Consider the following 14,269-nt stretch of genomic DNA (forward strand, 5'->3'; position numbering starts at 1 on the left):
CCTATAAAAATTGAGGGCCACTAAGGCTTAAAAGACTTTAACTGAAGTTAATTTACTCTTTCGATAAGCCATAAACAGCATGATTGATAATTCGACCATTTAGATTTTCACAATTAGAAATCACTCCTTCTAACTTCATGCCTAAACGTTCACAAACCTTTCTACTCGGTATATTATTTTCGCCCGCGGATATTTGAATTTTCTCGAGATTTAAATCAGAAAATGCGATGTTGATAAATTTAGAGACAGAGCGAGTGATGATGCCTTTACCTTGGTACGATTCCCGTAACCAGTATCCGATTTCAGCCATTTTAAGGTTATGATTAATCGAATTAAAACTGATATTACCTACCAATTCATCTTGATAAATAATACCGCATGTCATTGCTTTACCTTCGGCGTAATCCAGTAACGATTTACTTACAAACCGTAAGAAAAAATCTTCCGATTTAGCATGAGAGGGCCATGCAAGCCATTGAGATAAATATTTTTCTTCCTTGGAGACTATCTCAAAGTATTTGTGGGCAAAAGATCGCTCAATAAGGGCTAATTTCAATTCGCTATCAATCTCTATCGTAAACATAAATGTCCTCTACAATAAAATGTCGTATTTGGCACTTTACCTAAAGCATGTCGGTGTGAACAGTTCATCCACAGAAAATAGCAGTTAGCTTACCAAAATTGGCTTTTTGCCATAAATTCTATAATAGCCCACCGCACAACTCACTATAAATACAATATAGATAAGTACCGCTACTGGCGATCCGACAATATAATCATGCACACACCAAACTGTCATGGCAATCGTCATTAACAAGCGCATCAATTTATCATTATGGCTAAACGATGCTTTGGTATTTAGCAACGAAGCCATGCAACTTAACACACTGGTTAATCCACTGAATGTCACCACAGTGGCGAGCATTGTCACAAAATAAAATAGCCATTTCATTCTAGGGTCGAAAAAGAAAATTCCAGCTAAATAACGACAAGCCCCAATCAAAAGCAAACATGCAGCGGTCCATTGCCCGAGCAGTGCAAAATGTGCGGCAATTAAAAGCGCTGAAATACATAATGCAGTCAACAATGAAGTACGGTTTTTAAACTGAAATGAGGCAATATCAAATAAAGCTGCTACGCCTACCATATTTGTGATGCAATAAAAAAGGACATCAGCCCTCCACTAACAATAACAACGATAAAAAGAATGTAGGATGCTCATTATTCACCCGAAATGGCTTATAGCAAGCTGCAAAATTGCGTTCTATTTTGACGTGCTAGTTATATGTCGAATCTTTTGAGCAAGGTTTTGAAGTGCTAATTACAGGGGAGGTAATCGCCACCGCTTGAGTTGGAATCGAAGAGTCAAGAGCATGAGAACACGAGGATCTTGTGCTAAATGTGGTCATTGTACAATCCTCATATCGGTGAGCGGTTAAATTTAGTAGGACTCACTGTACTTTAATTGCGCACAGCTGTCACTGTTGCGTCCATTAAAAATCATTCGTGTCAATATTGATATACCTTTAATACTTATATGGATTAACGCCATATTTCAGGTATAAAAAAAGAGAGCCGAGGCTCTCTTTTTATTATTCTAATAACTGGTTCTAATTAAAGAGCAGCTTTCGCTTTTTCAACTAGTACTGCAAATGCAGATTTGTCGAATACAGCGATATCAGCAAGGATCTTACGATCGATCTCGATAGATGCTTTCTTAAGACCGTTAATGAAACGGCTGTAAGATAGACCATTTTGACGAGAAGCAGCGTTAATACGAGCGATCCATAGTTGACGGAACGTACGCTTTTTATTGCGACGGTCACGGTATGCGTATTGACCAGCTTTTGTAACTGCTTGGAAAGCTACGCGGTAAACACGTGAACGTGCTCCGTAGTAACCTTTAGCTTGCTTTAGAACTTTCTTATGACGTGCACGAGCTTGTACACCACGTTTTACGCGAGGCATTATGTCTCTCCTAAACTATTAAAATTAACTAACTAACAAAAAATTAAGCGTATGGAAGCATACGTACAACACCAGCAACTTCACATTTAGGAAGAATGGCGTTTGGACGAAGCTGACGCTTGTTTTTAGTAGTACGTTTAGTCAGGATATGACGTTTTGTCGCGTGCTTAAATTTAAAGCCGCCACCAGTTTTTTTGAAACGCTTCGCAGCGCCTCGGTTTGTTTTCATCTTAGGCATTGGATGAATAACTCCGCATTGTATGTATTAATCACTCTATGTGTTAATAGACATATCGGTTAATAATATGTAATTAGGGCGAACAAAACCTCGCACCTTACCGTTAAGTTTGGCGTGAGGTTTTATTACTTGTAAGGCCGTTAATTACTTCTTTTTAGGGGCCAACACCATGATCATTTGGCGACCTTCTATACGCGTTGGGAAAGATTCAACCACTGCTAACTCTTCAGTGTCCACTCTCAAACGCTTAAGAACGTCTACGCCAATCTCTTGGTGAGCCATTTCACGGCCACGGAAGCGAATAGTTACTTTCACTTTGTTGCCGTCTTCAAGGAAACGCGTCAGGTTGCGTAGTTTTACCTGATAGTCTCCGATATCAGTTCCAGGACGGAATTTAATTTCCTTAGTCTGGACCTGTTTTTGCTTCTTCTTTTGCTCTTTAGTCGCTTTGCTCTTTTCAAAGAGGAATTTACCATAGTCCATCACACGACAGACTGGTGGTTCAGCGTTTGGACTGATTTCTACCAGATCCATACCAGCTTCAAGAGCCGTTTCGAGGGCTTCATCAATGGTGACAACACCAACTGGTTCACCGTCAGCACCTGTTAAGCGCACTTCGGTCACGCCACGAATTTCATCGTTTAAACGATGCTGGTTTTGCTTGGCCGGTTGTTGGCCTTTTCTTCCGCCTTTAATAGGTTATTCCTCCAGATTGAGCTTACGGCTTGAAACTTCGGTTTGAAGATATGAAATTAAATCTTCAATTTTGAATTTACCGAGGTCTGTGCCTTTTCGAGTACGTACTGCGACTTCGCCAGCTTCCATTTCTTGGTCACCACAAACGAGGATGTACGGTACACGCTTTAATGTGTGTTCGCGGATTTTAAAGCCTATCTTCTCATTTCTCAAGTCCGCTTTCACTTTAAAGCCAGATTTTTGCAATTTTTGTGCAACTTGTTGCACATAATCGGCTTGTTTATCGGTAATTCCCGTGATCACAGCCTGTTCTGGCGCTAACCAAGTTGGGAAGAAACCGGCATATTCTTCGATCAAAATACCGATGAAACGCTCAAGTGACCCTAAAATCGCACGGTGAATCATAACAGGAACGAGACGTTCGTTACTTTCACCAACGTAAGTGGCACCTAAACGGCCTGGTAAATTGAAATCGAGCTGTACTGTACCACATTGCCATGCACGATCTAAACAATCATGTAAGGTAAATTCAATTTTCGGTCCGTAGAATGCACCCTCACCTTCTTGAATTTCGTATGGAATTTCCATTGATTCTAAGGCAAGTTTTAAATCGCTTTCAGATTTATCCCAGATCTCATCACTGCCTACACGCTGTTCAGGGCGAGTAGATAATTTCACTTCGATATTTTCAAAACCGAAAGTGTTATAGACATCGTAAACCATCTTAATACACTGGATCACTTCATCTTGGATCTGCTCTTCAGTACAGAAGATATGGGCATCATCTTGAGTAAAACCACGCACACGCATAATGCCGTGTAATGCGCCAGACGGTTCATTACGGTGACAAGAGCCAAACTCTGCCATGCGTAGTGGTAAATCACGGTAAGATTTCAGACCTTGGTTGAAGATCTGTACATGACCTGGGCAGTTCATTGGTTTGATCGCGTATTCACGGTTCTCTGAAGAAGTGGTGAACATCGCATCAGCGTACTTATCCCAGTGGCCAGAACGTTCCCAAAGCACACGATCCATCATTAATGGACCTTTTACTTCTTGGTAGTCGTATTCAGTCAGTTTTTCACGCACAAAGACTTCTAGCTCACGGAAGATTGACCAACCATTGTGATGCCAGAACACCATACCCGGCGCTTCTTGCTGCATGTGGAATAAATCTAAGTGCTTACCAATTTTACGGTGATCACGCTTAGCGGCTTCTTCTAGACGAACAAGATGCTCTTTTAATTGTTTTTTATCAGCAAATGCAGTGCCGTAAATACGTTGCAGCATTTTATTGTCGCTGTTACCACGCCAGTAAGCCCCTGCTACGTTAAGTAGTGTGAAGTTTTGGCAGAAGCTCATATTTGGCACATGAGGGCCACGACACATGTCGATATATTCTTCATGGTGGTATAAGCCTGGACGGTCGTCACGAGCAACGTTTTCGTCCAAGATTGCAATTTTGTATTCTTCGCCGCGAGACTCAAACGTATCGCGCGCTTGTTGCCAACTAACATTCTTTTTCACGACTTGATATTTGGTTTTGGCTAACGCTTTCATGCGCTTTTCGATCGCATCAAGATCGTCTTGAGTTAATGAGTGCTCAAGATCGATGTCGTAATAAAAGCCACGGTCGATAGTTGGACCAATCGCCATTTTTGCTTCTGGGAACAATTGCTTAATTGCATGTCCAAGCAAGTGAGCACAAGAGTGACGAATGATTTCTAAACCATCCTCATCTTTAGCAGTAATGATTTGTAAGCTCGCATCGTTTTCAATTAAGTCACACGCATCCACACGGTTACCGTCTACACGACCAGCAATCGTAGCCTTTGCAAGACCAGGACCGATAGAAAGTGCAACATCCATAGTAGATACAGCGTTGTCGAATTGGCGAGTACTGCCATCAGGAAGAGTAATTACAGGCATGATTTGTCCTATTACAGTGGTGCCACATACCAAGTAGCACATGATTTATTGAAGCTCACTCGTTAATGAGTAAGTTAATGTTTTCAACCTCGACTATGGATACTATGTTTTAAACCCATTAGTAGCCACACAAAAGTTAAGCGACATATTGTAAGGAAATTGCTCAAAATTGAAAGTGTTCTCGCGCAATAAAAATAATTACTCACTATTAATCATCTTCCTAGGAGGCTATTACATCCACTTATTGAGTTTGGTAAATGATTTGGCTACTTTTTACCTCTACGACAACTCTAATTAGTTTGATTATAAACTGGTGAATTAAGATATTTTTGTCTAAAGTTGTTAATGATTAGTTAGTAAATCACACATTTTTCCTAAACGAAATAATACAACGAAAAAGTGATAATAAATAAAACCGATTAATTTTAGAATGTTCATTGTGACAAGGAAGAATCTATGGTCAGTGCAAAAGAGTTTGCATCATGGTTAAAAAATAAATTCCTACAAGAAAAACAAGGGGTGACTCTCAGTCGCGAGGACATTATGCATTTGACTGGTCGCCAATCCTTTAACTTGGATTTTGTACACGATACTCATTATGAACTTATGCGCTTTAATATCGCTTTCGTTACTGATACTGCCCGAGAACATTTTATCTTGATCCCTCTCACCGATGCAAAAAACTGGCGTGAAACATTGGAACGTCAATTTGAAAAAGAGCTGTACTGCAATATTTATCCTATCGAGCGTTCTGGCTAATTTAATACCGTGAATTCATTACACTCTTTCCAGTATGCCTTTTTAGCAGAATATCTTTTTCGTACCATACCCTTACACAAAGTGTTTCCTCTTTCCCGATTAAGCTTAAGTTTCAGGGCTGCATAAACGCCAAAATGCCTGAGATTTTCTGCCTAAACCTCGTAACGCTCCAAAATCCCGCTTAGATGACCTGTTTTTTCACATTTATTTTCACTGGAATGACCATTTATATTGAATAGTCATATATAATCGCGGCTGTTTTTATTACCAGTAGTGATTTATGTTCTTAAAACCTTATGTATCCACGGAAGGCAATACCTTCGAGTTTACTCGTGATCAAGCGAGCAAGTTTGCCAAAAGAGTAGCTGGCGATTTCAATCCTATTCACGATGAAGATAGTAAGCGCTTCTGTATTCCTGGCGATCTATTATTTGCCGTATTATTACAGAAAAAAGGCATCAGCGAAAAAATGAGTTTTCGCTTTTCAGGAATGGTTGCAGATGGTGTCCCTCTACATATAGAGGAAACTACGGCTAACGAGATTGCACTTTTAGATGATAAAGGCAAAGAGTACTTACACATGCACCATGAAGGTAAGGTTTGTAACAATGATGTTTTTATCGAACATGTTGTCACTAATTACGTTCAATTTTCTGGTCGAAACTTCCCGCACATTATGGTGCCATTAATGGAAGAGCAACAGCAGATGTTTAACTGCAAGCGCCCATTAGTGATCTATGAAAGCATGGATATTGAATTTTCTCGTTTAGATTTGACCCATCCTGAAGTTGAATTTTCAGGCGCCAGTTTTGATGTTTCCGGCAAACGAGGAATTGTAACGTTAAATTTCGCCTTTAAAGAACAAGGTGAAGTCGTTGGTCGAGGGGTGAAACGCATGATTGCGAGTGGCTTAAAACCTTTTTGTAGTGAAGAACTCAACTATTTTGTCGACATTTTCAATAAACGCAAAGAAGCTTATTTAGCGGCACAGTAATTACATGATCAAATGTATCAATGACGTCTGACGCTATTCATAGCTTAGATCTTATGTTAACTGCCAGTAGCATTCAAAATAAAAGCCAAAGAGTTAAAGCTCTTTGGCTTTTTTTATTCATTGCCTTTTCTTTTTTCAATTCTAAAACTTCACTCAATAAGCATCAATATAAAAACAACCCTGAAACATCAGCATAACAAATGTCGTATAATCGGGCTGTTTATTCGCCAATTTTAGGGTGTTCGTCTTGACTCTTTATTTTAAACAATTTTTTCTTGCATAATATGGCGTACTGATTAGTATATCTAGCTAGTGACAATTAATGCAGTATGAGAGCATGACTATTCAAATTAACGCAATCAACAAATTCTATGGCTCGACTCAAGTCTTGCACGATGTGAGCTTCGAATGTCAATCCGGTGATACCTTAGTATTGCTAGGGCCAAGTGGCGCGGGTAAAAGCTCCCTACTTCGGATCTTGAATTTATTAGAATTACCCGACAGCGGTTCACTTAATGTTGCTGGCACCACTTATGACTTTAACCATAATATTTCTGAGAAAGACGGCTTAAGCTTACGCAAAAAAGTCGGCATGGTTTTTCAGCAATACAATTTATGGCCTCACATGAGTGTGCTCGATAATTTAATTGAAGCGCCAATTAAAGTGCTTGGTATAACGAAAGAGATGGCCAAACAAGAAGCAATTGCCATTTTGACTCAACTTCAATTAGAAGATAAAGCCGATGCTTGGCCGCTGCAACTCTCTGGTGGTCAACAACAACGTGTCGCCATTGCTCGAGCATTAATGATGAAACCGGATGTATTACTATTTGATGAACCTACTGCGGCGTTAGATCCAGAGATCACCACTCAAATTGTCAATATCATTAAAGAATTAAGCCGCACTGGCATCACTCAAGTGGTGGTGACCCATGAGGTCGATTTCGCCAAAAAAATCGCCTCACATTTACTGTATTTAGAAAAAGGTTATGTGGTGGAATACGGAGATAAATCCAGCTTCACCAGCCCTAAAACCGACGCTTTTAAACATTACTTACAACATTAATTATTTCTTCGTACCTATGTAGGTGCAAATGATAAAAATCACAGATATAAATGGAGTTATACAATGAAAAAAATTCTTTTAGCCAGTCTCATCGCGCTTACTTCTACTCATGCTTTTGCCCAACAAGAGCTGAAATTTGCAACAGAAGCGACTTATGCACCATTTGAATACATGGATGATAGTAACCAAATTCAAGGTTTTGATATCGACTTAGCCAAAGCGCTATGTACTGAAATCAAGGCGAGCTGTACTTTCCATAACCAAGCCTTTGATAGCTTGATCCCTGCATTAAAATTCAAACGTTATGATGCCGCGATTTCAGCGATGGATATTACCGATGCTCGTCAAAAACAAGTCACCTTTACCAACGCTTATTACGACAATGCTGCTGCATTTGTCTCGAATAAGGGCAAAGTCGCCGACCAAGCCGCGCTCAATGGCAAACGCGTCGGGGTGCAAAATGGTTCAACTCATCAAAGCTATTTAGTTGATCAAATGGCCGGCGTCACCGCGGTACCTTACGCCAGTTACCAAGATGCGTTTATCGATATGCAAAATGGTCGTATCGATAGCGTATTTGGTGATACCGCAGTGGTGGCAGAATGGTTTAAAGGTAACGACAAGCTCGCTTATGTCGGTAAGCCTGTGACCAATAAACAATATTTTGGTAATGGTTTTGGGATTGCAGTCAATAAAGACAATCAAGCATTAGTCGATCAACTCAATGCAGCATTAAAAACCATCAAAGCCAATGGTCAGTATCAAAAAATCTTTGACCAATACTTTGCAAAATAACAAATAAACCCCATTACCCGATGAACCTTAGTTGCCGATAATCTTATCCCAACTAAGTTCATCGGGATCAAATATCAGTAAAACGGAAATAAAAAATGCTTTCAGGTTATTCTCTTGCTTTGGTTAACGCCAGTTGGCTGACCATTCAATTGGCGTTCAGCAGTTTAGCGGTCGGTCTTCTACTCGCAGTATTATTTGCTGGTGGAGAGATGTCTCGTTTGCGCCTGATTTCATGGCCAACGACCGCGCTAGTAACCATTATCAGAGGTTTACCTGAGCTTTTAGTCGTACTATTTATTTTCTTTGGTTCTAGCCAAGTGATTTTTTATATTACTGGCGACTATGTTGAAATTAGCCCTTTTTTATCTGGTGTGATTGCACTCTCGTTGATCTTTGCCTCTTACGCCGCCCAAAGCTTACGTGGGGCATTAAAAGCCGTACCTAAGGGCCAAAAAGAGGCGGGGAATGCTTTAGGTTTAAGTAAGAGCCGAGTTTTTATTCGCATTGTGTTACCTCAAGCGATCCGCCATGCCCTACCGGGTTTAACCAATCAATGGTTAGTACTATTAAAAGATACGGCATTGGTGTCATTAATTGGCGTCACCGATTTATTAAAGCAAGCACAATTAACATCGGCAGCCACGCATCAAAGTTTCACTTGGTATGCCACCGCAGCCATGGTGTATCTTGTGATCACGTTGATCACACAACGCGTGGTTAAAGTCATTAATAACAAATACCAACTGCAAGAAAACACCATTAGCATAAATAACAACAAAACCGGAGCCAAAGCATGAATGAACAACATATTTGGCAACTTGTCACCGGTTTACAAACTAGCCTTGAGTTAACTGTCGTCGCTTTGCTGGTGGGTTGCACCCTTTCGCTCTTAATGACCATTAGTCTGATCACTCGTACTCCGGTGATCCACTGGTTGAGTCGCGCTTTAATTACTTTATTTACTGGCACCCCACTTTTGGTGCAAATATTCTTAATCTATTACGGCCCAGGGCAATTTGAGGTGATCAAAAATAGCATCGCGTGGAATTGGTTAAGCCAGCCTTGGTTTTGCGCAATGCTCGCGTTAGCGCTTAATACTGCCGCTTATAGTACTCAACTGTTTAAAGGCGCATTTGATGCCATTCCATCAGGTCAATGGCAAGCTTGTCGCGCGTTAGGTATGAGCACCAAAACCACCCTCGGCGTGTTACTTCCTTATGCCATTCGTCGCGCGATCCCAGCGTATTCCAACGAAGTGATTTTAGTCTTCAAAGGCACATCACTTGCCAGTACCATCACTATTATGGATTTAATGGGTTACGCGCAACGCATTAATGCCCAAACCTACGACACTTTGGTGGTGTTTGGCATTGCAGGTGCTTTCTATTTAGTGGTGAATGGCGCTTTGTCTTTAATTTTCAGACAAGTCGAAAAGAAAGTGCTCGCGTTTGAAAATACTGGCCATTAAGAATAATCGCAATCTAAATCATTTGATGATCAAAAAAGCCTAGACTGAATTATCTCAGTCTAGGCTTTTAATTTGATTTACTCTCGTTACAGTATCGACAACAAGGCTTGCAGTGGGTGGCGTAATTTCTCACCTTCAAAACGCTTCACTTGGCTACGACAAGAATAACCAGTCGATAAGCATCGTTCCTTAGGCAATCGATTTAAGTTCGGTTGCCAGCTGAGTTGATAGATCCCTTGTGACATATCAAACTTATCCGCTTCATGGCCAAACGTTCCCGCCATGCCGCAACATCCTACCGCAATACTTTGTAACTGAGCGCCAAAGTGTTGGAAGATCTGCCCCCACTCTTTTTCAGCATTAGGCAGTTTGGTCTTTTCCGTACAGTGCGAGAATAGATACCAAGTTAAGCTCTCTTGATTTTGCTGTGCTTGTATATCACTGCTGTGCTGCTGCGCGACATCCTGCATAACAGGTGGTTTTACATAGTTAAAGCACTCTAGGTTAGGTTGTAGCCACTCATGCACCGACAGCACCCTAAATTGACAGGCTTGTTCACCCAGCACTTCTTTATATTCATCGCGATAACACAACACCATCGCAGGATCGATCCCCACTAAAGGAATGTCCAATTTCGCGATATCATTTAAAAACTCAGCGGTGGTGGTGGCCGATTGGGTAAATTGCTTTAAGAAACCTTTAATATGCTGCGCTTTACCATTGGGTTTGAACGGTAAAATGATTGGCTTTTTGCCCAATTTAACCGCCAGAGCAACAAAATCTGACACCACTTGTGCATCGTAATAACTGGTGAACGGATCTTGTACCACCAGCACATAGTCTTGTTTTTCTTGTTCTGATAACGCTTGTAAATACGACAAACTAAAACGGCTATCCCATTGCTTTTGAGATAACTGTTGTTTGAGGGTTGGCACGGATAATAACGGGGTATCAATATAACCAATGCTTGCCTTGGTTAAACTCTGCACCCATTTCATCCCTAACATGCCATTGACCACTTTAGGCGCGCTGGCCATTAGCGGTAACAAGCTTTCGATATTGGCGACTAAATAATCTTTGGCCGGACGTTGATAACGCGAATAATAGAGATTTAAAAAACGCGAACGAAACGAAGGAACATCGACATTGATCGGACATTGGCTGGCGCAAGCTTTACAAGCTAAACAGCCATTGAGCGCATCGTACACTTCATGAGAAAAATCGTACTGTTTTTTCTTATTTATACTGTGACGAATACGGTCAATCATGGTTTTAATTGACGTTGATTGGGTTAAGGTTTGCTGCTCGAGATCTAAAACATCAATCCCCTGCTCGGTTAACTGACGCAACCATTCACGCACTAAACCAGCACGGCCCTTGGGTGAATGACGGCGATCGGCGGTGATCTTCATCGATGGACACATAGGAGAGTTTACGTCGTAGTTAAAACATAAACCGTTACCATTACAATCCATCGCTTGATTAAAGCTATCACGAACATTAACCGGGATCTGACGATCATAAAATGCTCGTTTGGTATCCGAAACTTTCACCAACTGATCGTCGCTATCGACCGGAGTACAAATCTTACCTGGATTCATTTTATTGAGTGGGTCAAAGGCCGTTTTCACGCGGCGAAGTTGCATAAACAACTCATCACCAAAAAATTCAGGGCCATATTCAGAGCGGTAACCTTTACCGTGCTCACCCCACATTAAACCGCCATATTTGGCCACTAACTTGACCACATCGTCCGAAATTTGGTGCATCAGTTTTTCTTGTTCCGGGTCGCATAAATCGAGCGCCGGACGCACATGCAACACACCCGCATCCACATGACCAAACATGCCATAGTTTAACGATTGACCATCGAGTAAAGTTCTAAATTCGGCAATATAATCGGCAAGGTTTTCTGGAGGGACACAAGTATCTTCGGCAAACGCGATCGGTTTGGCTCGACCTTTTGCGCCGCCAAGTAAACCCACCGCTTTTTTACGCATATTATAAATTTTGTTGATGCTATCCAAATCGCTGCACACTTGAAAACCGATAATGCCGCCTTGTTCGGTTGCAAGTTTGATTTTTAGTGTCGCCACCAAATCTTCGACCAACCCATGCACTTTAGCTTCACTCGGGTCGGCAAACTCAATAATATTGATACCCTGCATGTCTTTGCCTTCGACATCGGTCAGTAAGTCACTGACGGTATGCCACACAATATCTTGCTTGGCTAAATTCAATACTTTGGAGTCAATGGTTTCGACCGAGAGCGCTTGCGCTTGTACCATAAATGGCGCGTTGCGTAACGCAGCGTCAAATGAGTTGTATTTCACATTGATTAAAGTGCGCGCTTTAGGAATTTTAGTTAGGTTCAGTTTGGCTTCGGTAATAAAAGCTAATGAGCCTTCTGCGCCGCACAACACCCGAGCTAAATCAAACTCGCCTTGTTCGGTGCGTGTATCTTCTGGCTCAGATCCACTGGTTACGGGTGTAAATTGCAACGCATTCTTGAGATCATAACCCGTTAAAAAGCGATTCAGTGGTGGGAATTTTGCTTCTATCGCCGCGCGATTTTCACGGCAGATTTGCTCGGTTGCAAGCAGCGCTTTACTGGCAAGAGTGTCAAATTCAGGTTGAGTGTCACCTTGGGTATCAAACACAGACCCATCGGCAAAGACCGCTTGCAGTGATAACACATGATCCGAGGTTTTGCCGTATTTTAGCGAACCTTGACCGGAAGCATCGGTATTCACCATACCGCCAATTGTCGCTCGATTACTGGTAGACAGATCGGGTGAAAAGAAATAGCCATATTGACGCACCGCATCATTTAATTGATCTTTCACCACCCCAGATTGCACTCGAACCCAAGCTTGCGCTTCATTAATTTCGAGAACTTTATTCATGTGGCGAGACATATCGACCACGATGCCTTTGGTCAAGGATTGGCCATTAGTCCCCGTACCGCCACCACGGGCAGAAAAGGTCACACTCTGATATTGGTCTTGCGCGCCCACTCGGCCAATTAATTGAACATCTTGAGTATGTTTAGGATGCACCACCGCTTGCGGTAATTGCTGATACACACTGTTATCAGTCGCCATAGCCAAACGGCTGGCATAGGTTTGCTCAATATCACCGTCAAAGCCCGATTGTTTGAGTTCTTCAAGATATGTCGCAACTTTAGGATCGACAGAATAACTCTGTGTCAGGGCTGGCAACGCGCGTTTATTATTGCCGGCATTTGATGAAGTGTCCTTGCTTGTCGCTTCAGTGTTGGTGGCATTATCGTGTTTAACGACCATTGTGTTTCTGCTCCCTATCCTAACGTCATCACAGTATTGATTAGCAACACTGCGTTACCCATTCCATGTGGGATTCGGATGTTTTTATGAATTCCTTCACTTTACAACATTTAAGTTAGTGTTAGGAATAGATAATTTTGATTTTTCAGAGCAAGATTGTGATATCAAAATGCAGTTCAGCTTTATAAAGGACACGAAAAACGGTAGAATGCTCGGCTCATTTTCCTTACTCGATAAATAGCCCAAACTGAATGTCTAAACAAAAAGCGCTTAAAAAAATAGCTAAATGTCTTGAACTTGGTAACTCAGCCAATGTGAATGAGGCCGCGCAAGCAATCAAAATGGCCCATAATCTAATGCTAAAATATGGCTTAGATAAAGACGATATTGATTTCATTAAGCTCGGAAAAACTCAGTCTAGTCATTTATTACCCGCCAATATTAGCTCTAACTTGCTGCGTATTATTCGCGGTATCAACACTCGTTTTGGCGTAGAGGCAGTATTGCTCAACCATAAAGGATTAAAACGTGTCGAGTTTATTGGAGAAGCCGATCGCGCTATTTTTGCAGCGTTTGCTTTTGATATCGTTTATAGAGAAATGAATGAGCATACAGGGCAATTTCGCAATAGTTTTTCGGGTTCTGGTACTAGCAGCGCAGAAGTGACTCGTCGGGTGAATTCATTTGTTTCCGGTTGGATTGAAGGCGCATTAGAAAAGCTACCATTAATCGCACCCGATGATGATTCGGCCAATAAGATCAATAACTACATTGATAAAGAATTTGCCAACATCGATCGCGAAACCTTTAAGCAACAGTTAAGAGAGGCGATGAATAACTTCACTGCCGATTATGAAGTTGGATTAAAGAAAGGTCGGAAAATTTCAGTCAACCGCCCTATTGATGGCACAGGCAACGAACAAAATAAAAAGTTAATCGAATAATTCAACCATCCAAGATTGAGAACGATAATTTAATCTTGGGCTCTAGTCGCCAGCAGTCTCTTAAACGCTACCGCTTAATGGCGCTTTTTTGAAATACAAATAACGCA

General features: G+C 41.4%; 14 protein-coding genes. 7 read left to right on the forward strand and 7 right to left on the reverse strand.

The window, feature by feature from the left end:
* Positions 1–52 precede the first annotated feature (52 nt).
* The 6 genes from GFB47_RS06280 to thrS form a co-directional block, all read right to left on the reverse strand.
* Positions 53–583 (reverse strand): GNAT family N-acetyltransferase, encoded by a 531-nt coding sequence (locus tag GFB47_RS06280; RefSeq protein ID WP_153447205.1) that lies wholly within the window; start codon positions 581–583, stop codon positions 53–55.
* Between the two features lie 84 nt (positions 584–667).
* Positions 668–1,147, reverse strand: a complete 480-nt coding sequence (locus GFB47_RS06285) for a YgjV family protein (protein ID WP_153447206.1) — start codon at positions 1,145–1,147, stop codon at positions 668–670.
* Positions 1,148–1,614: 467 nt separating this feature from the next.
* Positions 1,615–1,968 carry a 50S ribosomal protein L20 gene (rplT, locus tag GFB47_RS06290; RefSeq protein ID WP_153447207.1) on the reverse strand — a complete coding sequence of 118 codons (354 nt, stop codon included), beginning with the start codon at positions 1,966–1,968 and terminating at the stop codon, positions 1,615–1,617.
* 43 nt (positions 1,969–2,011) lie between these two features.
* Positions 2,012–2,206, reverse strand: a complete 195-nt coding sequence (rpmI, locus tag GFB47_RS06295; protein ID WP_027695677.1) for a 50S ribosomal protein L35 — start codon at positions 2,204–2,206, stop codon at positions 2,012–2,014.
* A 144-nt stretch (positions 2,207–2,350) separates the two neighbouring features.
* Positions 2,351–2,902, reverse strand: a complete 552-nt coding sequence (infC, locus tag GFB47_RS06300; RefSeq protein WP_153447208.1) for a translation initiation factor IF-3 — start codon at positions 2,900–2,902, stop codon at positions 2,351–2,353.
* A gap of 3 nt (positions 2,903–2,905) precedes the next feature.
* Positions 2,906–4,831, reverse strand: a complete 1,926-nt coding sequence (gene thrS / locus GFB47_RS06305; protein WP_153447209.1) for a threonine--tRNA ligase — start codon at positions 4,829–4,831, stop codon at positions 2,906–2,908.
* 456 nt (positions 4,832–5,287) lie between these two features.
* Here thrS and GFB47_RS06310 point away from each other — a divergent pair, with 456 nt between their 5' ends.
* The 6 genes from GFB47_RS06310 (at position 5,288) to artM (ending at position 9,913) form a co-directional block, all read left to right on the forward strand.
* Positions 5,288–5,590 (forward strand): hypothetical protein, encoded by a 303-nt coding sequence (locus GFB47_RS06310; protein WP_153447210.1) that lies wholly within the window; start codon positions 5,288–5,290, stop codon positions 5,588–5,590.
* Between the two features lie 280 nt (positions 5,591–5,870).
* Positions 5,871–6,584 carry a DUF3581 domain-containing protein gene (locus tag GFB47_RS06315; protein ID WP_153447211.1) on the forward strand — a complete coding sequence of 238 codons (714 nt, stop codon included), beginning with the start codon at positions 5,871–5,873 and terminating at the stop codon, positions 6,582–6,584.
* A gap of 337 nt (positions 6,585–6,921) precedes the next feature.
* A complete protein-coding gene (gene artP, locus GFB47_RS06320) occupies positions 6,922–7,650 on the forward strand; it encodes an arginine ABC transporter ATP-binding protein ArtP (protein WP_325076687.1) in 729 nt (242 codons plus the stop codon).
* Between the two features lie 63 nt (positions 7,651–7,713).
* Positions 7,714–8,445: an arginine ABC transporter substrate-binding protein gene (locus GFB47_RS06325; protein WP_153447213.1), complete on the forward strand. Its 732-nt coding sequence runs from the start codon at positions 7,714–7,716 to the stop codon at positions 8,443–8,445.
* Between the two features lie 95 nt (positions 8,446–8,540).
* On the forward strand, positions 8,541–9,242 hold the full coding sequence (artQ, locus tag GFB47_RS06330; RefSeq protein WP_153447214.1) for an arginine ABC transporter permease ArtQ: 702 nt from the start codon (positions 8,541–8,543) through the stop codon (positions 9,240–9,242).
* Positions 9,239–9,913: an arginine ABC transporter permease ArtM gene (artM, locus tag GFB47_RS06335; protein WP_153447215.1), complete on the forward strand. Its 675-nt coding sequence runs from the start codon at positions 9,239–9,241 to the stop codon at positions 9,911–9,913. The genes artQ and artM overlap by 4 nt, the downstream gene beginning before the upstream one ends.
* A gap of 86 nt (positions 9,914–9,999) precedes the next feature.
* Here artM and ydiJ read toward each other — a convergent pair whose 3' ends face one another.
* Positions 10,000–13,218, reverse strand: coding sequence for a D-2-hydroxyglutarate dehydrogenase YdiJ (ydiJ, locus tag GFB47_RS06340; RefSeq protein WP_153447216.1), 3,219 nt, complete (start codon positions 13,216–13,218; stop codon positions 10,000–10,002).
* A 251-nt stretch (positions 13,219–13,469) separates the two neighbouring features.
* Between ydiJ and GFB47_RS06345 the strand changes: the two genes are divergently transcribed.
* Positions 13,470–14,162: a DUF2786 domain-containing protein gene (locus GFB47_RS06345; RefSeq protein ID WP_153447217.1), complete on the forward strand. Its 693-nt coding sequence runs from the start codon at positions 13,470–13,472 to the stop codon at positions 14,160–14,162.
* The last annotated feature ends 107 nt before the right edge of the window (positions 14,163–14,269 follow it).

Source organism: Vibrio algicola (genome assembly GCF_009601765.2).
GTDB classification, from domain to species: domain Bacteria; phylum Pseudomonadota; class Gammaproteobacteria; order Enterobacterales; family Vibrionaceae; genus Vibrio; species Vibrio algicola.